The 19,103-nt window shown below is 58.5% G+C and carries 21 protein-coding genes and 1 tRNA gene; 17 read left to right on the top strand and 5 right to left on the bottom strand.

Annotated elements, in window-relative coordinates:
• Positions 1 to 53: 53 nt before the first annotated feature.
• From ruvA to CX511_RS19960, 12 genes are all read left to right on the top strand, one after another.
• Entirely contained in the window at positions 54 to 662 is a 609-nt protein-coding gene (ruvA, locus tag CX511_RS20015) for a Holliday junction branch migration protein RuvA (protein WP_045187727.1), read from the top strand.
• Positions 663 to 1,718, top strand: a complete 1,056-nt coding sequence (ruvB, locus tag CX511_RS20010) for a Holliday junction branch migration DNA helicase RuvB (protein WP_045187725.1) — start codon at positions 663 to 665, stop codon at positions 1,716 to 1,718.
• Positions 1,719 to 1,844: 126 nt separating this feature from the next.
• Positions 1,845 to 2,300 (top strand): tol-pal system-associated acyl-CoA thioesterase, encoded by a 456-nt coding sequence (gene ybgC / locus CX511_RS20005; protein WP_045187723.1) that lies wholly within the window; start codon positions 1,845 to 1,847, stop codon positions 2,298 to 2,300.
• A 2-nt stretch (positions 2,301 to 2,302) separates the two neighbouring features.
• The gene (gene tolQ, locus CX511_RS20000; protein ID WP_010223192.1) at positions 2,303 to 2,998 is read left to right on the top strand and encodes a protein TolQ; all 696 of its coding nucleotides are present in this window, start codon (positions 2,303 to 2,305) and stop codon (positions 2,996 to 2,998) included.
• A gap of 14 nt (positions 2,999 to 3,012) precedes the next feature.
• A complete protein-coding gene (tolR, locus tag CX511_RS19995; RefSeq protein ID WP_028943072.1) occupies positions 3,013 to 3,465 on the top strand; it encodes a protein TolR in 453 nt (150 codons plus the stop codon).
• Positions 3,465 to 4,541 carry a cell envelope integrity protein TolA gene (tolA, locus tag CX511_RS19990; protein ID WP_082071401.1) on the top strand — a complete coding sequence of 359 codons (1,077 nt, stop codon included), beginning with the start codon at positions 3,465 to 3,467 and terminating at the stop codon, positions 4,539 to 4,541. The genes tolR and tolA overlap by 1 nt, the downstream gene beginning before the upstream one ends.
• A gap of 47 nt (positions 4,542 to 4,588) precedes the next feature.
• On the top strand, positions 4,589 to 5,839 hold the full coding sequence (gene tolB, locus CX511_RS19985; protein WP_045187716.1) for a Tol-Pal system beta propeller repeat protein TolB: 1,251 nt from the start codon (positions 4,589 to 4,591) through the stop codon (positions 5,837 to 5,839).
• Positions 5,840 to 5,891: 52 nt separating this feature from the next.
• A complete protein-coding gene (gene pal / locus CX511_RS19980; RefSeq protein ID WP_028943075.1) occupies positions 5,892 to 6,389 on the top strand; it encodes a peptidoglycan-associated lipoprotein Pal in 498 nt (165 codons plus the stop codon).
• A gap of 6 nt (positions 6,390 to 6,395) precedes the next feature.
• Positions 6,396 to 7,208, top strand: a complete 813-nt coding sequence (ybgF, locus tag CX511_RS19975) for a tol-pal system protein YbgF (RefSeq protein WP_045187713.1) — start codon at positions 6,396 to 6,398, stop codon at positions 7,206 to 7,208.
• A gap of 159 nt (positions 7,209 to 7,367) precedes the next feature.
• Entirely contained in the window at positions 7,368 to 8,015 is a 648-nt protein-coding gene (gene queE, locus CX511_RS19970; RefSeq protein WP_045187711.1) for a 7-carboxy-7-deazaguanine synthase QueE, read from the top strand.
• 14 nt (positions 8,016 to 8,029) lie between these two features.
• On the top strand, positions 8,030 to 8,704 hold the full coding sequence (gene queC, locus CX511_RS19965) for a 7-cyano-7-deazaguanine synthase QueC (protein WP_045187709.1): 675 nt from the start codon (positions 8,030 to 8,032) through the stop codon (positions 8,702 to 8,704).
• Positions 8,705 to 8,765: 61 nt separating this feature from the next.
• A tRNA-Lys gene (locus CX511_RS19960) sits at positions 8,766 to 8,841 on the top strand.
• A 268-nt stretch (positions 8,842 to 9,109) separates the two neighbouring features.
• Here CX511_RS19960 and CX511_RS19955 read toward each other — a convergent pair.
• Positions 9,110 to 9,442 (bottom strand): YegP family protein, encoded by a 333-nt coding sequence (locus CX511_RS19955; RefSeq protein ID WP_045187707.1) that lies wholly within the window; start codon positions 9,440 to 9,442, stop codon positions 9,110 to 9,112.
• 204 nt (positions 9,443 to 9,646) lie between these two features.
• On the opposite strand from CX511_RS19955, the gene CX511_RS19950 reads away from it, so the two are divergent.
• Positions 9,647 to 10,096 (top strand): hypothetical protein, encoded by a 450-nt coding sequence (locus CX511_RS19950; RefSeq protein WP_045187831.1) that lies wholly within the window; start codon positions 9,647 to 9,649, stop codon positions 10,094 to 10,096.
• A gap of 88 nt (positions 10,097 to 10,184) precedes the next feature.
• Positions 10,185 to 10,865 (top strand): peptidoglycan DD-metalloendopeptidase family protein, encoded by a 681-nt coding sequence (locus CX511_RS19945; RefSeq protein WP_045187705.1) that lies wholly within the window; start codon positions 10,185 to 10,187, stop codon positions 10,863 to 10,865.
• A gap of 87 nt (positions 10,866 to 10,952) precedes the next feature.
• On the opposite strand, the gene CX511_RS19940 is transcribed toward CX511_RS19945, so the two are convergent.
• The 4 genes from CX511_RS19940 to CX511_RS19925 form a co-directional block, all read right to left on the bottom strand.
• Positions 10,953 to 11,363 (bottom strand): hypothetical protein, encoded by a 411-nt coding sequence (locus CX511_RS19940; protein WP_101291918.1) that lies wholly within the window; start codon positions 11,361 to 11,363, stop codon positions 10,953 to 10,955.
• Positions 11,364 to 11,468: 105 nt separating this feature from the next.
• Positions 11,469 to 12,764, bottom strand: a complete 1,296-nt coding sequence (locus tag CX511_RS19935) for an NAD(P)/FAD-dependent oxidoreductase (RefSeq protein WP_101291917.1) — start codon at positions 12,762 to 12,764, stop codon at positions 11,469 to 11,471.
• A 14-nt stretch (positions 12,765 to 12,778) separates the two neighbouring features.
• Positions 12,779 to 13,867, bottom strand: a complete 1,089-nt coding sequence (locus tag CX511_RS19930; protein WP_045187700.1) for a polyamine ABC transporter substrate-binding protein — start codon at positions 13,865 to 13,867, stop codon at positions 12,779 to 12,781.
• A gap of 47 nt (positions 13,868 to 13,914) precedes the next feature.
• Positions 13,915 to 15,273, bottom strand: a complete 1,359-nt coding sequence (locus CX511_RS19925) for a glutamine synthetase family protein (protein WP_045187698.1) — start codon at positions 15,271 to 15,273, stop codon at positions 13,915 to 13,917.
• 173 nt (positions 15,274 to 15,446) lie between these two features.
• On the opposite strand from CX511_RS19925, the gene CX511_RS19920 reads away from it, so the two are divergent.
• The 3 genes from CX511_RS19920 (at position 15,447) to CX511_RS19910 (ending at position 18,872) form a co-directional block, all read left to right on the top strand.
• On the top strand, positions 15,447 to 16,358 hold the full coding sequence (locus CX511_RS19920; RefSeq protein WP_101291916.1) for a helix-turn-helix domain-containing protein: 912 nt from the start codon (positions 15,447 to 15,449) through the stop codon (positions 16,356 to 16,358).
• A gap of 92 nt (positions 16,359 to 16,450) precedes the next feature.
• Positions 16,451 to 17,320 (top strand): oxaloacetate decarboxylase, encoded by an 870-nt coding sequence (locus tag CX511_RS19915; protein ID WP_045187694.1) that lies wholly within the window; start codon positions 16,451 to 16,453, stop codon positions 17,318 to 17,320.
• Between the two features lie 52 nt (positions 17,321 to 17,372).
• The gene (locus CX511_RS19910) at positions 17,373 to 18,872 is read left to right on the top strand and encodes a YdgA family protein (protein ID WP_045187693.1); all 1,500 of its coding nucleotides are present in this window, start codon (positions 17,373 to 17,375) and stop codon (positions 18,870 to 18,872) included.
• Positions 18,873 to 19,103: the final 231 nt, after the last annotated feature.

The following is a 19,103-nucleotide window of genomic DNA, read 5'->3' as shown; positions in this document are numbered from 1 at the left end:
TGCTGTTAGGGTTTACCGGTTGTTTGCCGGTGCCCATAAGGAAGGATTGCAACGTGATTGGACGTTTGCGCGGCACACTGGCTGAAAAACAGCCGCCGCACCTGATTGTCGATGTCAACGGCCTGGGCTACGAGCTCGAAGTGCCGATGACCACCCTGTACCGTCTTCCCAAAGTGGGTGAGGCCGTGACCTTGCACACCCACTTGGTGGTGCGCGAGGATGCGCACTTGCTCTATGGCTTTCATGAGAAGCGCGAGCGAGAGCTGTTCCGTGAGTTGATCCGGCTTAATGGTGTCGGTCCCAAGCTGGCGCTGGCATTGATGTCAGGTCTGGATGTCGACGAACTGGTACGCTGCGTCCAGGCTCAAGATGCATCAGCACTGGTCAAGGTGCCCGGTGTCGGCAAAAAGACCGCCGAGCGTCTGCTGGTCGAGCTCAAAGACCGATTCAAAGCCTGGGAGACTTCACCCGCGATGTTCGCGCTGGTGCCCAATGGGCCATTGCCGCTCGCCAGTGTTTCCAGCGCCGAAGCTGATGCGGTCAGTGCCTTGATTTCCCTGGGTTACAAGCCCCAGGAGGCCAGCAAGGCCGTGGCCGCCGTCGATGCCAAAGGTTTGAGCAGCGAAGAGCTGATCCGCCGCAGCCTGAAGGGAATGATCTAAGTGATAGAAGCCGATCGACTGATAGCCGCCAGCGGACGTGACCGTGAAGAGGTCCAGGACCGGGCGATCCGTCCGCTACGCCTGGCTGAATACATCGGTCAGCCAGTGGTACGCGAGCAGATGGCGCTGTTCATCCAGGCCGCCCGCGGGCGCAGTGAATCGCTGGATCACACGCTGATCTTCGGCCCGCCGGGGTTGGGCAAGACCACCCTGGCCAATATCATCGCTCAGGAAATGGGCGTGTCGATCAAAAGCACCTCGGGTCCGATCCTTGAGCGTCCTGGTGACTTGGCGGCATTGCTGACCAATCTTGAACCGCACGACGTGCTGTTTATCGACGAAATCCACCGCTTGTCTCCGATTGTCGAAGAAGTGCTGTACCCGGCCATGGAAGATTTCCAGCTCGACATCATGATTGGTGAAGGGCCGGCGGCACGTTCCATCAAGCTCGACCTGCCGCCGTTCACTCTGGTTGGGGCGACCACCCGTGCCGGTATGCTGACCAACCCGCTACGTGACCGTTTCGGTATCGTCCAGCGCCTGGAGTTCTACAACACCGAAGACCTGGCGACCATCGTCAGCCGTTCCGGCGGTATTCTGGGGCTGCCGATCGAAGACCAGGGGGCCTTCGAGATCGCCCGGCGTGCTCGTGGTACGCCGCGGATCGCCAACCGTCTGCTACGCCGCGTGCGAGATTTTGCCGAAGTGCGCGGCAAGGGCCATATCACCAAGTCGATTGCCGACATGGCGTTGAACCTGTTGGATGTTGACGAGCGTGGTTTCGATCACCAAGACCGACGCTTGCTGCTGACCATGATTGAGAAGTTCGACGGTGGTCCAGTGGGTGTCGACAGCCTGGCAGCGGCGATCAGTGAGGAGCGCCACACCATCGAGGATGTGCTCGAACCCTACCTGATCCAGCAGGGTTACATCATGCGCACGCCGCGGGGCAGGGTGGTCACTCGCCATGCCTATCTGCATTTCGGCCTGAACATTCCCAATCGCCTCGGCGAGTCGGTCAATAGCGAAGGTTTTTCCGCCCAGACCGATGAATGACAGATTTATCTGGTGAATTCGTGGTCCTATCGCCTGTCATGGAAGGACCACGCTGGCAATACGACATAATCGATGAAAAAACAGTTGCCGGGGCGGATTGGCAAGCTGAGGAGTAAGCACTAGAGTATGCGCGCGCAAAATGGGCTTGAGTCGTTCGCACACCGTTGTCGGGTCTACTACGAAGACACTGATGCGGGCGGCGTGGTGTATTACGTCAACTACCTGAAATTCATGGAGCGTGCCCGCACCGAGCGGTTACGCGCACTGGGTTTTGCCCAGTCGGCATTGGCGCAGGACAACCTGCTGTTCGTGGTCCACTCCAGCGAGGCGCGCTATCACGCGCCTGCGCGGCTGGACGACGAATTGCGGGTTACCGCGCAGGTGCTTGAGTTGAACCGGGCCAGCTTGCGCTTCGTACAGCAGGTCTGGCGCGAAAAAGATGCAACGCTGCTCTGCGAAGGGCAGTTCCTGGTGGCCTGTGTGCGCGCCGATACTTTCAAACCCCGGGCCATCCCCCCAGCGCTGCGTGCAGCCTTTGCCGAGGCTGGCGATCCGGGTATTCATTCAAATGCAGGAGATTAAGCGTGGAAGCTAACGTCGTCGACCATACCTCCATGTGGAGCCTGGTCAGCAATGCCAGCATCGTGGTACAGCTGGTTATGCTGATTCTGGTTGCCGCATCGGTAACGTCATGGATCATGATTTTTCAGCGCAGCACCATGCTGCGCGCCGGTCGTCGAGCCCTGGACAGCTTCGAAGAGCGCTTCTGGTCGGGGATCGACCTGTCCAAGCTGTACCGTCAGGCCGGCAGCAACCCGGATCCGGATTCGGGCGTCGAGCAGGTCTTCCGTGCCGGCTTCAAGGAGTTTTCCCGTCTGCGTCAGCAGCCTGGTGTCGATCCTGACGCGGTCATGGAAGGCGTTGGTCGTGCCATGCGCGTGGCTATCTCGCGCGAAGAAGAAAAGCTCGAGCAGAGCCTGCCGTTCCTGGCGACAGTCGGTTCCACCAGCCCGTATATCGGTCTGTTCGGTACCGTCTGGGGCATCATGAACTCCTTCCGCGGTCTGGCCAGTGCCCAGCAGGCAACCCTGGCGACCGTAGCGCCGGGTATCGCCGAGGCGCTGATCGCCACCGCGATCGGCCTGTTTGCCGCCATTCCAGCGGTTATTGCCTACAACCGTTTCGCTGCCCGCAGTGAAGTCTTGATCGGCCGTTACTACACGTTCGCCGACGAGTTCCAGGCCATCCTGCACCGTAAAGTGCACACCAGCGAAGAGTGATCAGGTAAAAGCCCATGGCCCGAGTTCGCCACAAACGCAAGCCGGTCGCCGAGATGAACGTGGTGCCTTACATCGACGTGATGTTGGTACTGCTGGTCATTTTCATGGTGACCGCACCGATGCTCAACCAGGGCGTGAAGGTCGACCTGCCCAAGGTTTCCAGTGAAGCCTTGCCGCAGGACAACAACGTCCAGGTCCTGACTATTTCGATCAAGGCAGACAAGACCTACTTCTGGAACCTTGGCAGTGAAGTCGACACCGAGAAGCAGATGGACAAGGCCATGACCTTGCCGCAAATGACCGACGCGGTGACCAAGATCATCGCCGCCGGACGTGACCAGGGCAAACAGACCCAGGTCTTCATCCGTGGCGACAAGTCCGTCGACTACGGCGCGGTCATGGGTGCCATGGGCGGGTTGCAGAAAGCAGGTGTCGGTAACGTTGGCCTGATTACCGAGGCGCCCTGATGCAACAGCGAGAGCCATCCGCCTCGGAAAGCTATTTCTGGCCCAGTGTCTGGGCCATTGCGCTGCACGTTCTGGTGTTCGGCATGCTGTTCGTCAGTTTTGCCATGACCCCTGAACTGCCGCCGGCCAAGCCTATTGTCCAGGCAACCCTGTACCAGCTGAAATCAAAAAGTCAGGCCACCACCCAGACCAATCAGAAGATTGCGGGTGAAGCGAAGAAAACTGCTTCGCGTCAGACCGAAGAAGAACAGATGGAGCAGAAGAAGGTCGAGCAGCAAGCAGTGAAGGCTGCGGAACAAAAGAAAGAGGAAGCGGCTCAAAAGGCTGAAGAGGCGCGCGCCGAAGCTGAGGCGAAGAAGTCCGAGGAAGCCAAGAAGGCTGACGAAGCGAAGAAAACCGCCGAAGCCAAGAAAGCCGAAGAAGCCAAGAAGGCTGCCGAGAAGCAACAGGCTGACATCGCCAAGAAAAAGGCCGAAGAGGAAGCCAAGAAAAAGGCTGCTGAAGACGCCAAGAAGCAGGCGGCTGAAGAAGCCAAGAAAAAAGCAGCCGAGGACGCCAAGAAGAAGGCGGCCGAGGATGCCAAGAAGAAAGCAGTGGCCGAAGAGGCGAAGAAAAAAGCTGCTGAAGACGCCAAGAAGAAAGCTGCAGCAGATGCGGCCAAGAAGAAGGCACAGGATGCAGCCCGCAAGGCGGCAGAAGACAAGAAAGCCCAGGCCCTGGCCGAGCTGTTGTCTGACACCACCGAGCGCCAGCAGGCATTGGCTGACGAGCAGGGCGACCAGGTAGCCGGCGATTTCGACGACCTGATCCGTGCACGTGCAGCTGAAGGCTGGGCCCGTCCACCTTCTGCACGCAAGAACATGACGGTGGTTCTGCAGATCGGCATGCTGCCTGATGGCACCATTACCTCGGTGAGCGTAGCCCGCTCCAGTGGCGATGGTCCGTTCGACAGCTCGGCAGTTGCCGCGGTCAAGAACATTGGTCGTTTAACCGAGATGCAGGGCTTGAAACCGAGCGAATTCAATCCCTATCGTTCATTCAAGATGACATTCACACCTGAGGATCTAGCCTTGTGATTAAACTTCTTCGAGGACTGCTGGTCGTTCTCTGCTGCGCAGCAGGGATGGCCGTGGCAGAAGAAAAGAACATTCTGGTCACCAGCGGTAGTGATCGTGCCACGCCTATCGCCGTTGTACCTTTCGGTCTGCAGGGCGGCAGCGTGCTGCCTGAAGACATGGCTGACATTATCGGTAATGACCTGCGCAACTCCGGTTATTACTCGCCGATCCCACGGCAGAACATGATCAGCCAGCCAAGTCAGGCCAGCGAAGTGATCTTCCGTGACTGGAAAGCCCTGGGTGCCCAGTACGTCATGGTGGGTAGCATTGTTCCGGCAGGCGGTCGCCTGCAGGTGCAGTACGCCCTGTTCAACGTCGCTACCGAACAGCAAGTGTTGACCGGCAGCGTCTCGGGCAGCACCGATCAGTTGCGCGACATGTCGCACTACATCGCTGACCAGTCGTTCGAGAAACTCACCGGCATCAAGGGTGCGTTCTCTACCCGCATGTTGTACGTGACGGCTGAGCGCTTCTCCACCAACAATACCCGTTACACCCTGCAGCGTTCGGATTACGACGGTGCTCGTGCAGTCACCCTGCTGCAATCGCGAGAGCCGATCCTGTCGCCACGTTTTGCACCTGATGGCAAGCGCATTGCCTATGTGTCGTTCGAGCAGAAGCGTCCGCGCATCTTCGTTCAGCACATCGACACTGGTCGTCGCGAGCAGATCACCAACTTCGAAGGCCTCAACGGTGCGCCAGCCTGGTCGCCAGACGGTTCGCGCCTGGCGTTCGTGCTGTCCAAGGACGGCAACCCGGACATCTACGTGATGAACATGGGTTCGCGCCAGCTGTCGCGTGTTACTGCAGGTCCTGGGATCAACACCGAACCGTTCTGGGGTAAAGATGGCTCGACCATCTATTTCACTTCCGACCGCGGTGGTAAACCTCAGATCTATAAAACCAATGTTTCTGGCGGTGGCGCCGAGCGTGTAACTTTTGTAGGTAACTACAACGCCAACCCTAAACTTTCGGCGGATGAAAAGACCCTGGTGATGATTCATCGTCAACAAGGTTTCACCAACTTCAAGGTGGCTGCACAAGATTTGCAACGTGGCAGTGTAAAGATTCTCTCGGAAACAAGTCTTGATGAGTCTCCCACTGTTGCGCCCAACGGCACCATGCTAATCTACGCCACCCGCCAGCAGGGCCGGGGAGTCTTGATGCTCGTCTCTCTCAACGGACGCGTGAGGCTCCCGCTTCCTACCGCTCAAGGCGAAGTCAGAGAACCGTCCTGGTCCCCTTACCTGAACTGACGCGGCGCTTTACGTTGTACTTAACACATTGGGGTTCATTAGGAGTTTCACGATGGAAATGCTGAAGTTTGGTAAGTTTGCTGCGCTGGCTCTGGCCATGGCCGTAGCCGTAGGTTGCTCTTCCAAAGGCGGCGACGACGCTGGTCAAGGCGCTGTTGATCCTAACGCTGGCTACGGTGCCAACACTGGCGCTGTTGACGGCAGCCTGAGCGAAGAAGCTGCTCTGCGCGCAATCACCACCTTCTACTTCGAATACGACAGCTCGGACCTGAAGCCAGAAGCCATGCGCGCTCTGGACGTTCATGCCAAGGACCTGAAAGGCAACGGCGCTCGCGTCGTGCTGGAAGGTAACACCGACGAGCGTGGTACTCGCGAATACAACATGGCTCTGGGCGAGCGTCGTGCGAAAGCCGTTCAACGCTACCTGGTACTGCAAGGCGTTTCTCCTGCCCAGCTGGAACTGGTTTCCTACGGCGAAGAGCGTCCAGTTGCTACCGGCAACGACGAGCAGTCGTGGGCTCAGAACCGTCGCGTCGAACTGCGTAAGTAATTCGATATGCGAACGTGCCGTCGTGCTTTAACCGTCCTGGCGCTCAGCCTGCCACTCGTGGCTTGGGCTGAGGTTCCTGTTGTTGATGACAACGCTGGCTATAGCGGCGCAAGCAGCTACCCACCAGCGGGTTATGGTACGAACGGCGCCTACGCCGGGGGAGGGGTTACGGCCCCTGCCTCGGCGCAGGGTCAGCTGTTCATGCAACTGCAGCAGATGCAAGATCAGTTGTCGCGTCAACAAGGCATCATCGAAGAGCTGCAAAACGATGTTGCGCGCATGAAACAGGAAAGCCTGGAGCGTTATCAGGACCTGGATCGGCGTATTGGAACCGGCGCTCCTGCCGTGGCTCCAGAGAATTCTTCCGCTGGTGGTGAAGCCGCCGGTGCCGCTGCAGGTGCTGCCGCCGCGCAACAACCTGCCGCCAGTAGCGAACCTGGCGATCCGGCCAAAGAGAAGCTCTATTACGACGCTGCTTTTGACCTGATCAAAGCCAAGGATTTCGACAAGGCCAGTCAGGCGTTCAACGCCTTTCTGCGCAAATACCCCAATAGTCAGTACGCTGGCAACGCCCAGTACTGGTTGGGTGAAGTGAACCTGGCCAAGGGCGACCTGCAAGGCGCAGGGCAAGCCTTCGCCAAGGTCAGTCAGCTGTATCCCAAGCACAACAAAGTGCCAGATTCTCTGTACAAGCTGGCCGACGTAGAGCGCCGCCTGGGTCACACCGACCGGGTCAAAGGCATTTTGCAGCAAGTGATTACCCAGTATCCGGGTACCTCGGCTGCACAACTGGCCCAGCGCGACCTGCAAAAGCTCTAACTCAGTCGTTTCAAAAGAAACCCGCGCCAGTCGCGGGTTTTTTCGTTAGAATCTCTGCCCTTTTATTGAAAAACGCTGCTGTGAACTACGCGATGACGGGTTTTCAGCAGTGCCTGACGGAGGCGGACAGCCTGTTTAGCTGTTACGCCCGTGGCGACTATGCAAGACACATTACGTATTACCGAAGTTTTTTACTCTTTGCAGGGTGAAACGCGTACCGCTGGCCTGCCCACGGTATTTGTCCGTCTCACCGGCTGCCCGCTGCGCTGCCAGTATTGCGACAGCGAATACGCCTTCAGCGGCGGCAGCATTCGCACTCTCGATTCGATCCTGGAGCAGGTCGCTGGCTTCAAGCCGCGCTATGTCTGCGTCACCGGTGGTGAGCCGCTGGCCCAGCCGAACGCCATTGCGCTACTTAAGCAGCTCTGTGATGCAGGCTATGACGTCTCGCTTGAGACCAGCGGTGCCTTGGACATTTCCAAGGTGGACACGCGTGTCAGTCGGGTTGTTGACCTGAAAACCCCGGGCTCGGCAGAAGTGCACCGCAATCGTTACGAGAACATCGAACTGCTCACACCTAATGATCAAGTCAAGTTTGTCATTTGTTCGCGTGAGGACTACGACTGGGCGGTGTCCAAACTCATTCAGTACGGTCTTGAGCAACGTGCCGGCGACGTGCTGTTTTCGCCAAGCCACCATCAGGTGAGTGCCACTGACCTGGCCGATTGGATCGTGGCTGATAATTTGCCGGTTCGTTTTCAGATGCAGCTGCACAAGCTGCTGTGGAACGACGAGCCGGGACGCTGACAGGAGTGAATGCAATGACTGAGAAACGTGCGGTAATCCTGCTTTCCGGTGGTCTGGATTCGGCCACCGTGGTCGCTATGGCTAAGGCCGAAGGCTACAGCTGCTACACCATGAGCTTTGATTACGGTCAGCGTCACCGTGCAGAACTCAACGCCGCTGCGCGAGTAGCCCGCGACCTGGGTGTGGTTGAGCACAAGGTCATCGGCCTGAACCTGGACGGCATCGGTGGCTCGGCCCTGACCGACACCAGCATCGATGTGCCCGAAGCGCCGAGCGAAGGCATCCCGGTGACCTACGTGCCGGCACGCAATACCGTGTTCCTGTCCTTGGCACTTGGCTGGGCTGAGGTGCTGGAGGCGCGGGATATCTTCATTGGCGTCAACGCCGTGGACTATTCAGGGTATCCGGATTGCCGCCCGGAGTTCGTTGAGGCGTTCGAACGCATGGCTAACCTGGCGACCAAGGCTGGTGTCGAAGGGCAGGGCTTTCGTATTCAGGCGCCACTGCAGAACCTGAGCAAGGCGCAGATCGTCCAGGCCGGTATTGCCCGTGGGGTGGACTACAGCCTGACAGTGTCCTGCTATCAGGCCGACGATGAAGGCCGAGCATGCGGTAAATGCGACAGCTGCCGCCTGCGTGCCGACGGCTTTAAAGCGGCGGGTGTAGAAGACCCAACACGTTATTTTTAAATTATTTTGCGATGGGGTGTTGATTTCCTGTTAGAAATCAGTATTATACGCGCCATCCAACGGGTCGTTAGCTCAGTTGGTAGAGCAGTTGGCTTTTAACCAATTGGTCGTAGGTTCGAATCCTACACGACCCACCATATATGGCCGGATGTGTGAATCTTGAAACGGTAAGGTATTGCCGGATTCATAATCATGCAGACGCCAGTGACGATCCCTAGTTTAGGGCGTCATGTGAAATAGCCCGCTTCCTGCAAAGGAGCGGGCTTTTTCGTGTCTGGACCGCAGCTATTTTCTGCGCGTTGCATCTAGTCGGCGCGTTCAGGTGCACCTCGAGCAATGCTGTAATAGAAAAGCACAAGGCCCATCAATTGATGGGCCTTGTGCGAAGTGGCGCCGTATTTCGGCTCAGGCAGCTTTCTTCAGCTCGCCTGTCTGAGCGACTGATGAAATCAACGAGATGGCCCGCTCAAGCGCGCTCTCGGAGTCATACAGGTGGCTGGTGAGCAGTTCGGTGTTGCCTGCTCCGCGTAGAACAAAGTAGTTCTTGCCACCGCTATGGATACCCTTCTTGAAACGCTCCACCGTCCCGCAGCTGTTCTGGATTGCCTCAATGGTTTGCTCAGCGCTGACGCTGTCCGGATACACTGCGCTTTGCAGTAACCGCTGGCCGTCGCGCGAATACAGATAAAAGCGACACGTACCATTGCTGTAGTTTTTCAGCTCGTACCAACCACTCATTGCAATTCCTTCCAACCTTCGATTAGTTCACTGCACCTGCGTGCAAACGAAGACCCAAGGCTATCAAGAGAGGTTTTGCGGCTTAATAAGATGAATCTGAAAGCATCCAGCGGTATTGCCCGGCCTGGTAACGCCGAATCGTTCTAAAAGCGAGGGATCAAGGCAGTAAAATGGTTAGCACAATGTAGCGCGAGGTTCATGGCGATGAGAACTTTCAGCACACTCGCATTTACCACAACAGTGGTCTTGGTGTTGGTAGCCCAGCAGGTACAAGCCTCTGAATACCAAGAGCCAATCGATAACTCTGCAGTGCATCTGCAGCCCCAACAGCAAAACGGTATCAGCTATGTGACTGGCGGCATTGGCCAGGATGAGTCACGGGCCATTCAGCAAGTCCAGGGTTACAACCTGCAGCTTACGTTTTCCAGCGGCTCGCAAAACAAGTACGTACCGGATGTTGATCTGATGATTCAGGGCGTGCAAGGCCAGATACTGTTGCGGTTGAACCAGGTTGGCCCGATGGTTCAGGTCAAGCTGCCTCCGGGGAAGTACAACCTGATTGCTTCGCGCAATGGTGAGCAACAGGTCGGCGCGGTCAATGTAGTGCCAGGCCAGACTGAGAAAGTGAATCTGCATTGGACGCAGGAGAACTGAGCGTCGAGTACAGACTGTGCCGCGCAAAGCAACAGACTGATTTATAGTAGCGACCTCGTTAACGGCGTCTCCGGGAAAAGGAAGTGGTGTGTTTTTCAGGTTTATTCTGATCGCCGTGATGCTGGCGATGTCCGCATGCAGTTCGCATTCTCCAAACTCTGGTGTCGCTGCTAACAAAGTTGTGGCCGGTACCTACAAGGTCAAGCGTGGCGACACCTTGTATTCGATTGCCTCACGCCACGGCTGGAATTTCAAGGAGCTGGCGCGTTACAACGGTATTGCTGCGCCCTATGCGGTGAATGTCGGCCAGACCATTCGCTTTGGTGGCTCGAAAACCACAACGCGTAGCACCTCGACGGCCAGCAAGAGCAAACCGGTTTCAACCACCAAGGTGACCTTGCGCGGTTGGGATTGGCCGGTGAAAGGCGCCGTGATTCGCCGCTTCTCGGCCGCCGACAAGTTGAACAAGGGCATTACCATTTCCGCGACCCAAGGCCAGCCGGTATATGCCAGCCTCGGTGGCAAGGTGGCTTTTGCGGTGAACATCCGCGGATACGGCAACCTGATCATCCTCCAGCACGGGTCGTCCCATGCCAGCGTCTACGGCCACAACAGCAAGTTGCTGGTCAAGGAAGGGCAGACGGTCAGCAAGGGGCAGAAAATCGCTGAAGCGGGCTCCCTGGACGCTGACAGGGTGCAGCTGTATTTCGAGATTCGCCAGAACGGCAAGCCGATTGATCCGCTGGCCGTGTTGCCGTCTGCCGGCTGAGCTTCGCGGTCTCACCAGGCGTATTGCAGGCGCAGGACCCACGTGTTGAGCTCAAGCCAGGTTGGGCCGATCAGTGAAGGCGATGCATTACTGGTACTTGATAACGATGCCTTTGAGCTTGCGCCCTTCGATGGTCTGGATATCGCGGTCCCAGAGCGGGCCGCTGACATAGGCTGAGACCGGTTGGATGCGGTCGTAGACCACTACGACTGCATCGCCGCCGATCTTCGCAGTTTCCTCGCGTAGTTTCTGTTCGACCTCGGTGATCGGTGGTGCTGGCTCGACGCTGGCGTCGACCACGATCTCGCCCAAGCGGTCGTGGGCGCGGGTTGGCTCGCTGCGCAGTACTTCGACGTTTGCCGCACTGCTGGGCGCGGCGTGAGGCGCACCGACGTACTCTGTGGTGCGGGCGTCAATACTGCTGCAACCTGCCAAGGCCAGCAGCAGAGCGCCAAGAAACCAAGGGGTTGGGCGGTGCGACAGCTGAGCTGCAAACATTCTCCGATGCCCTCCGAAGCAAGTCATATGTTGAAACAAGGACTTAGCTGAAAGTAGCTGCAATTGCGTCTGTCGCAAGTCGCCCGTCGTAAATACTCGTGCCGATTAACCCAGCACTTCGCGCAAGCGGTACCACAACATTCCCAATGCCAGCAGGGGGGAACGCAGCGCCTTGCCGCCCGGGAAGGTCATGTGCGGCACGGCACTGAACACATCCATGCCCTGGCTGTGGCCGACATCGATTGCTTCAGCAAGTAACCGGGCGGTCCAGTGGGTGACATTCAGGCCATGGCCTGAATAGCCTTGGGCGTAGTACACATTCGGGTGCTGTGACAGGCGACCGACCTGGGGAAAGCGATTGGCTGTGATGCCGATCTTGCCCCCCCACTGAAACTCAATGCGGGTGTTGGCCAGTTGCGGGAATACCTTGAGCATCTTCGGACGCATGTAGGCGGCGATGTCCAGGGGGTCGCGGCCGGAGTAGTGGCACGCGCCGCCAAACAACAGGCGCCGGTCGGCGCTGAGGCGGTAGTAGTCGAGGCCGACTTTCTGGTCGCACAGCGCCAGGTTCTGTGGGATCAGTTCACTGGCTTGGGCCGCTGACAGCGGTTCAGTAGCAATGATGTAGCTGCCGGCGGGCAACACCTTGCCGCTCAGGCGGGGTTCCAGTTCATCCAGGTGCGCGTTGCAGGCCAGCACCAAGCTGCCGGCGCGTACGCTGCCTTGGGCGCAGCGTACCTGCACGGTAGCGCCGTGATTGATCTCCAGCACTGGGCTGTGCTCAAAGATCCGTACGCCCAGCGAGGTCGCCACGCGGGCCTCGCCCAGCACCAGGTTGAGCGGGTGCAGATGGCCCGAGCCGCGATCGATCAAACCGCCGGCGTAAGCCGAAGAGGCGACCACCTGGTGCATCTGCTCAGGGCCGACCAATTGCGTTTCGTGGCGGTAGTCCAGTGCTGCCAGGCTGTCCTGCTCGGCGCGAAAGGCGGCGAACTGAGCCGGGGTGTTGGCCAGTTCACAGAAGCCCCAGCGCAGGTCGCAGTCAATGCTGTGCTCCTGGATGCGGTTGGCCACCACCTCGACCGATTCGATGCCGGCACGTTGCAGGTACTTCACACCGTCCTGGCCAACGTAGCGGGCAAAGCCTTCAACCTCGTGACCAATGCCACGGATCAGTTGGCCGCCGTTACGCCCGCTGGCGCCCCAGCCAATGCGTCGTCCCTCCAGCAGTATGACCGAGAGCCCGCGCTGGGCCAGTTCGATCGCCGTGTTGACGCCAGTAAAACCGCCGCCGATAACACACACATCAGCGCTCAGTTCGCCTGCCAAGGCCGGGTGTTCTGGCATCGGGCCTACCGATGCCTTGTAGTAGGAGCTGGCATGTTGCGCAGCAGGATTCATAGAGGCTCCCTGGTTCATTTATTCGACTTCACTTTGCTCCAGGAGCGGGTCATCACGCGCATGATCTGCGGGGTCGGGGTGTTGGAGACATAGAGTTTGTCCAGCACCGCTTGCGGCGGGTACACCTCGGGGTTCTTGACCAGGTCGGCGTCCATGTACTGCTGAGAAGGTGGAATCGCGTTGGCATAACCGACGGTGGCACTGACCTTGGCGATCACTTGCGGGTCGAGCAGGTAGTTCACAAAGGCATAGGCCTCTTTGGGGTTGCTGGCATCGGCGGGGATGGCCAGCAAATCGAACCACAGGTTGGCGCCTTCCTTGGGGATGGCATAGGCAATGTTGACGCCGTTTTTAGCTTCCTTGGCGCGGTTGGCCGCCTGGAACACGTCGCCGGAGTAGCCGAAAGCCACGCAGATATCACCGTTGGCCAGGTCCGAGACGTACTTGGAGGAGTGGAAATAGGTGATGTACGGGCGCAGGGTCAGCAGCTTGGCCTCGGCTTTTTTGTAGTCCTCGACGCTGTTGCTGCGCGGGTCCATGCCCATGTAGTTGAGCACGGCCGGGAACAGTTCATCGGCCGAGTCCATGAACGATACGCCGCACTGGCTGAGCTTCTTGAGGTTCTCCGGTTCGAACAACACCGCCCACGAGTCGATATGATCGATACCGAGCACCTGCTTGACCTTGTCGACGTTATAGCCGATGCCGTTGGTGCCCCACAGGTAGGGCACTGAGTGCTGGTTGCCGGCGTCATTCTCTTCCAGTGCCTTGAGCAGCACCGGGTCGAGGTTTTTCCAGTTCGGCAATTGGCTGCGGTCGAGTTTTAGAAACGCGCCAGCTTCCACCTGGCGCGCCAGAAAGTGGTTGGAAGGCACGACTACGTCGTAACCGGTGCGACCGGCCAGCAACTTGCCTTCCAGGGTTTCGTTGGAGTCGAACACGTCATAGATGACCTTGATGCCGGTGCTGCCCTGGAAATCCGCCAGGGTAGTTTCGCCGATATAGTCGGTCCAGTTGTACACGCTGACACTGGGCTGAGCCTGAGCCGCGGCGCTGACCAGCAGCGCCAGGGTTGCACTTGCAACTGTTTTCAATGAACGCATATCGACCTCTTCGAATTGTTTTATCGATGCTTGTTACGTAACGGCGCTCAGACGCTGAGCAGTAAGAACTCCCGCTCCCAGGAGCTGATCACCCGCTTGAAGTTTTCGTGTTCGGCGCGTTTGACCGCGACATAGCCACGGACAAACTTGCTGCCCAGGTGCTGCTCCACGCTCGGGCAGTCTTCCATGTTGGCCAAGGCGTCTTCGATGGTGATCGGCAGGCGCAGGTTGCGGCGCTCATAGGCCCGGCCTTGGACCGGGGCGCTGGGGTTGATCTTCTCGACCATACCCAGGTAACCGCACAACAGGCTCGCGGCAATCGCCAGGTACGGGTTGGCGTCGGCGCCGGGCAGGCGGTTTTCCACGCGCATGGCGTCTGGGCTTGAGGTTGGCACACGCAGGCCCACGGTACGGTTCTCTTCGCCCCACTCGACGTTAACCGGTGCCGAGGTATCGGGGAGGAAGCGGCGGAATGAGTTGACGTTCGGGGCGAACATCGGCAACACCTTGGGGATGTACTTCTGCAGGCCGCCGATGTGTTGCAGGAACAGCTCACTCATCTGCCCATCGTCGGTGACGAAGATCGGCTTGCCGGTGGCGATGTCGACCACGCTCTGGTGCAGGTGCATGGCGCTGCCGGGCTCGTCGCCGACCGGCTTGGCCATAAAGGTAGCGGTGACGTTGTGCTTGAGCGCTGCCTCGCGCATGGTGCGCTTGAATACGGTGATCTGGTCGGCCAGGTCCAGGGCGTCGCCGTGACGGAAGTTGATCTCCATCTGTGCCGGACCGTCTTCGTGAATCAGCGTGTCGAGGTCCAGGCCCTGGGCTTCGCACCAGTCGTAGACGTCTTCAAACAGCGGATCGAATTCGTTGGCAGCATCGATCGAAAACGACTGCCGACCACTTTCGGCGCGGCCGGAACGGCCCAGTGGCGCCTGCAGCGGTAGGTCAGGGTCTTCGCAACGCTGGGTCAGGTAGAACTCCATTTCTGGTGCGACGATCGGCTGCCAGCCCTTGTCGGCATACAGCTTGAGCACTTTTTTCAGGACATTGCGCGGCGACAGTTCAATCGGGTTGCCCTGCTTGTCGAAGGTGTCGTGGATGACGATGGCAGTTGGCTCCAGCGCCCAAGGCACCACATACACAGCCGCCGAGTCTGGGCGGCAGATCATGTCAATGTCGGCAGGATCGAGCAGGTCGTAGTAGATGTCGTCGTCGACAAAATCCCCGGTTACCGTTTGCAACAGCACACTTTCCGGCAGGCGCATGCCTCGCTCATGCAGGAACTTGTTGGTGGGTGCAATTTTGCCGCGGGCGATACCGGTCAGATCACTGACCACGCACTCGACTTCGGTAATCTTGTGTTCTTTCAGCCACGCAGACAGCTGATCGAAAGGGGCATTCATAAAGACCTCGTTATTGGTTTTATTCCGCGCCAGGACCAGCGATCAAGGCTGGTATGCCGTCTGGACGACTTCCCCTGCAGCGCGTTGCGGTCTATCTTGGGTGACGCTTGCGTATCCATCTATCCACTTTTCGCAGAATAAAATGCACCAAAAGAGTGCGTAACGAGCAGCTCATGACAGCGCCAAATCAGTTCCAGGTCCAGGCTTTCAGCACCGCAACCGTAATCGAGCAAGAGCGTGCATCACCCAATTGGGCGGTGCACTACCAGCAGATGTCACCCGGGCATTTCGCCGGGCGGATCCGTTGCCTGGAACTTGAGGGAGTGGAGATTTACGAAGAGTCGATGAACACGCGGGTGGAGCAGAGTTTTCATGCGCCGTCCGGTGCCCTGACGTTCTGTTTTGACCGTAGCGACAACAGCCTGTACCTGCTCAATGGCGAGAGCCGCAACATCTGGATCACCCCGGAGAACTACCAGGAAGTGGCGGTGGTTTTCGGCCCTGAGTTTGTCCAACGTCATGGGCTTGATATTGCGCGCCTGGAAGGGCTGTTCATGGCCCCGCTCAACTCGATGCAAAATGGGTTGTTCAGCAGTTGGTTGAGCAGCACCTTGACGCGCTTGGGGCAAGAGATCGATCCGCCGAGCCGTGAGGCATTGGCTGAGCAATTGCTCCAGGATTGTCTGTTCATCCTCGACAGTGCCTGTGTCTGTCTGGACCGCAGCGCCTTGTGGCGGCGCACCGAAGAACGCACGATCATGCGCCGGATCAGTCAATGGGCGGCTGACTGCCCGGAAGAAACCCTTAACCTGCTGGAACTGGCGCAGGTCGCCGAAGTGCCCTTGCGCCAACTGCAGCAAGCCTTCAAAACCTATACCGGGATGACCCCGGCCCATTGGCTGCGTTTGCGCCGCTTGAACAGTGCACGCCGCGAGCTGCTGGCCTGCCGTTCAAACGACAGCACCGTCGCCGAAGTGGCCATGCATTGGTCGTTCTGGCACTTGGGGCGGTTCTCCAGCAGCTACCAGCAACTGTTCAAAGAGTTGCCCAGCGAAACCCTCAAACGCGCACAGCGGCGCACTTGAGCGGGCAGGCGCCGTCAATCTGACCCTGTCGGCGAGGGGGCCTGCAGTGGTATGTTCTGTCCAATAAATGAAGTCGATAGATTGGAAAGACCATGCCAAGAGCCTCCCACCAAGACCTGCGTCGCGCGTTTCGTCAACTCCTTGCTTCTCCTGCCTGTTACCACACGGCCTCCGTGTTTGACCCCATGTCAGCGCGTATCGCCGCTGATCTGGGGTTCGAGGTGGGTATCCTGGGTGGTTCGGTCGCTTCCCTGCAGGTGCTGGCTGCACCTGATTTTGCCCTGATCACCCTCAGCGAGTTCGCTGAGCAGGCCACGCGTATTGGCCGTGTGGCGCAGTTGCCGGTGATTGCCGACGCTGACCACGGTTATGGCAATGCCTTGAACGTGATGCGCACGGTTACCGAACTGGAGCGCGCCGGTATTGCCGCGTTGACCATTGAAGACACCTTGCTGCCGGCCCAGTTCGGGCGTAAGTCCACCGACCTGATCAGTATTGCCGAGGGCGTCGGGAAGATTCGCGCAGCCTTGGAGGCACGGGTCGATCCGGAGCTTTCGATCATCGCCCGGACCAACGCGGCGCTGATCCCGGTCGAAGAAGTGATCGCCCGTACCGTGGCTTATCAGAATGCTGGTGCCGACGCGCTGTGCATGGTCGGCATCCGCGATTTTGAGCACCTTGAGCAGATCGCCGCGCACCTGAGCGTGCCGTTGATGCTGGTGACCTACGGCAACCCACAGCTGCACGACGATGCACGCTTGGCGCAACTGGGCGTGCGCATTGCGGTGGATGGCCATGGCGCTTACTTCGCGGCGATCAAGGCCACCTACGACTGCCTGCGCGAACAGCGGCGGATCACCAGCAGTGCCTCAGACCTGAGTGCCACCGAACTGACCCATACCTACACCGTGCCTGGCGACTACATCGTCTGGGCCCGTGAGTACATGGACGTCAACGAATAGGCCACTGGCCTTATAGCAACAACCCTCAACAAATGGACAAGCGGAACAATTCATGAAGAAGTCAGTAGGTGTACTTTCAGGCCTGGTCGTTGCCGTGGCAGCAGTCTGCACGGCCGGGGCCTGGTACACCGGCAAGCAATTGCCTGAAGTGCTTGAGCAGGCCATGGCGCAAGCCAATGTGCAGCTCAAGCAATCGTCGGGGTTAAGCGGTAAGGTGACCCTGGAACTGGCGTCGCTGGAGTCACACCTGTTCTCCAGTACCGCGCATTACCGGGTCAAAGTTACGGAACTGCAGGGCGCCGACGCCTCGCAGAGTTTCGAGCTGGGGTTTGTCGATCATATCGAACACGGCCCGTTGCCCTGGAGCCGGGTCAAGGCGTTGAAACTCATGCCGGTAATGGCAGCCAGTAATTACGCCTTGGAGAAGGACGCGCTCACGGCCGAGTGGTTTGCCGCCAGCGGTGAGGTGCCACCAGTGTTCGGCCAAAGTAGCCTGGGCTATGACGGCTCGACGGACGGCACGCTGATCATGCCGCCTATGCAAGTGACCGAGGTGGGTGGGGCTACGACCAAATTCTCCGGATTGGCGATTCAGGCCAGTGGCACGCGCGATGGCGAGCAGATCACATTCAGTGGCGCTGCGCCGAGCTTTAGCCTGGACCTGGTTGATAAGGAGATCGGGCCGCTGAAGATCGAGCTCAAGAACCTCAGCCTCGACGGTAACTTGACCAAGACGCCCTACGGTTTCTATGTCGGCTCCACCGACATGGTCCTTGACCACTTCAGTGCGGCCAAGGGTGAGGAGCAGAAAGTGCTTTTGCTCAAGCAACTTGAGCAGCGCAGCGAGTCCCGGGCCGACGGCGATCAGTTTGGCGGCAAGATCGTCTACAAAGTTGGCGACATCAGTTTTGATGGTAAGCCGGTAGGTTCCAGCGCCATGGTCTGGAACATCAAGAACATTGACATGCCAGCCATGCAGGCATTGCTGACTTGGTACCAGAGTCGGCTGCCGGAGTTCCAGGCAGCAGCAGCGCAAGGTCAGGTGTTGCCGTCCTTGCCGATGACCGAGTCTGAAAAAAACCAGGTCAACGCCAACGTCCAGCAACTGCTGGCTGCGAAGCCGCAGATTGCCCTAGAAGACTTTTCGTTCAAGACGGCCAACGGTGAAAGCCATTTCAAGCTAAGTGTCGATTTGGGCAAGCCATCTTCCCTGGAGCTACCGTCGGCAGAGCTGTACAAGCAGATGATCACTCAGGTGCAAAGTACGCTGCAGGTGTCCAAACCAATGGTGGGCGACCTGGCGACTTTACAGGCCCGCCTGCAGGGCCAGAGCGATGAACAAGTGCTTGCCCAGCAAGCGTCCCAGACCGGGGAAATGCTCGGCATGATGGCCGTGCAGAGCCAGATGGCAACGGTGCAAGGCAACGACATCCTGGCCAGCGTGCACTATGCCGATGGCATGGTTGACTTCAATGGCCAGAAAATGACCGTCGAACAGTTTGCCAGCCTGATCATGGCCAACTTGGGGGGCATGCCCCCACGCGAGGGCTGATCGTAGGCTTCGGGGCGGCAGGCCTGTCGCTCCGAGGCTGGTTTCACTAAAAAAACCTTTTGAATTCATCCGATTATCTGTAGCCTTCGGCATCCCATAAAAACCCGAGGCCGCAGAAGGTCTTTGGTTCTGCCAGCAACGCCGTTCAGCGCCTTGCCTGCGGAGCCTGTAGCCGATTTGCCAGGGCTCGGTGATACACTCGACTTACGCGCACAAGCGCCTGCAGGTCCA

The organism is Pseudomonas sp. S06B 330 (genome assembly GCF_002845275.2).
Taxonomy (GTDB): Bacteria; Pseudomonadota; Gammaproteobacteria; order Pseudomonadales; family Pseudomonadaceae; genus Aquipseudomonas.
The sequence above is the reverse complement of the archived record's forward strand: the minus strand, read 5'-3'. Positions and strand labels throughout refer to the sequence as shown.

What these genes read in the sequence shown, in the direction of transcription:
- tolB (WP_045187716.1), top strand. Translation starts at nt 4,589, where the DNA reads ATGGCCGTGGCAGAAGAAAAGAACATTCTGGTCACCAGCGGTAGTGAT.
- CX511_RS19935 (WP_101291917.1), bottom strand. Translation starts at nt 12,764, where the DNA reads ATGAATCCTGCTGCGCAACATGCCAGCTCCTACTACAAGGCATCGGTA.
- queE (WP_045187711.1), top strand. Translation starts at nt 7,368, where the DNA reads ATGCAAGACACATTACGTATTACCGAAGTTTTTTACTCTTTGCAGGGT.
- CX511_RS19955 (WP_045187707.1), bottom strand. Translation starts at nt 9,442, where the DNA reads ATGAGTGGTTGGTACGAGCTGAAAAACTACAGCAATGGTACGTGTCGC.
- CX511_RS19910 (WP_045187693.1), top strand. Translation starts at nt 17,373, where the DNA reads ATGAAGAAGTCAGTAGGTGTACTTTCAGGCCTGGTCGTTGCCGTGGCA.
- tolA (WP_082071401.1), top strand. Translation starts at nt 3,465, where the DNA reads ATGCAACAGCGAGAGCCATCCGCCTCGGAAAGCTATTTCTGGCCCAGT.
- CX511_RS19925 (WP_045187698.1), bottom strand. Translation starts at nt 15,273, where the DNA reads ATGAATGCCCCTTTCGATCAGCTGTCTGCGTGGCTGAAAGAACACAAG.
- CX511_RS19950 (WP_045187831.1), top strand. Translation starts at nt 9,647, where the DNA reads ATGAGAACTTTCAGCACACTCGCATTTACCACAACAGTGGTCTTGGTG.
- ybgF (WP_045187713.1), top strand. Translation starts at nt 6,396, where the DNA reads ATGCGAACGTGCCGTCGTGCTTTAACCGTCCTGGCGCTCAGCCTGCCA.
- pal (WP_028943075.1), top strand. Translation starts at nt 5,892, where the DNA reads ATGGAAATGCTGAAGTTTGGTAAGTTTGCTGCGCTGGCTCTGGCCATG.
- ybgC (WP_045187723.1), top strand. Translation starts at nt 1,845, where the DNA reads ATGCGCGCGCAAAATGGGCTTGAGTCGTTCGCACACCGTTGTCGGGTC.
- CX511_RS19915 (WP_045187694.1), top strand. Translation starts at nt 16,451, where the DNA reads ATGCCAAGAGCCTCCCACCAAGACCTGCGTCGCGCGTTTCGTCAACTC.
- CX511_RS19940 (WP_101291918.1), bottom strand. Translation starts at nt 11,363, where the DNA reads ATGTTTGCAGCTCAGCTGTCGCACCGCCCAACCCCTTGGTTTCTTGGC.
- CX511_RS19920 (WP_101291916.1), top strand. Translation starts at nt 15,447, where the DNA reads ATGACAGCGCCAAATCAGTTCCAGGTCCAGGCTTTCAGCACCGCAACC.
- CX511_RS19930 (WP_045187700.1), bottom strand. Translation starts at nt 13,867, where the DNA reads ATGCGTTCATTGAAAACAGTTGCAAGTGCAACCCTGGCGCTGCTGGTC.
- queC (WP_045187709.1), top strand. Translation starts at nt 8,030, where the DNA reads ATGACTGAGAAACGTGCGGTAATCCTGCTTTCCGGTGGTCTGGATTCG.
- tolR (WP_028943072.1), top strand. Translation starts at nt 3,013, where the DNA reads ATGGCCCGAGTTCGCCACAAACGCAAGCCGGTCGCCGAGATGAACGTG.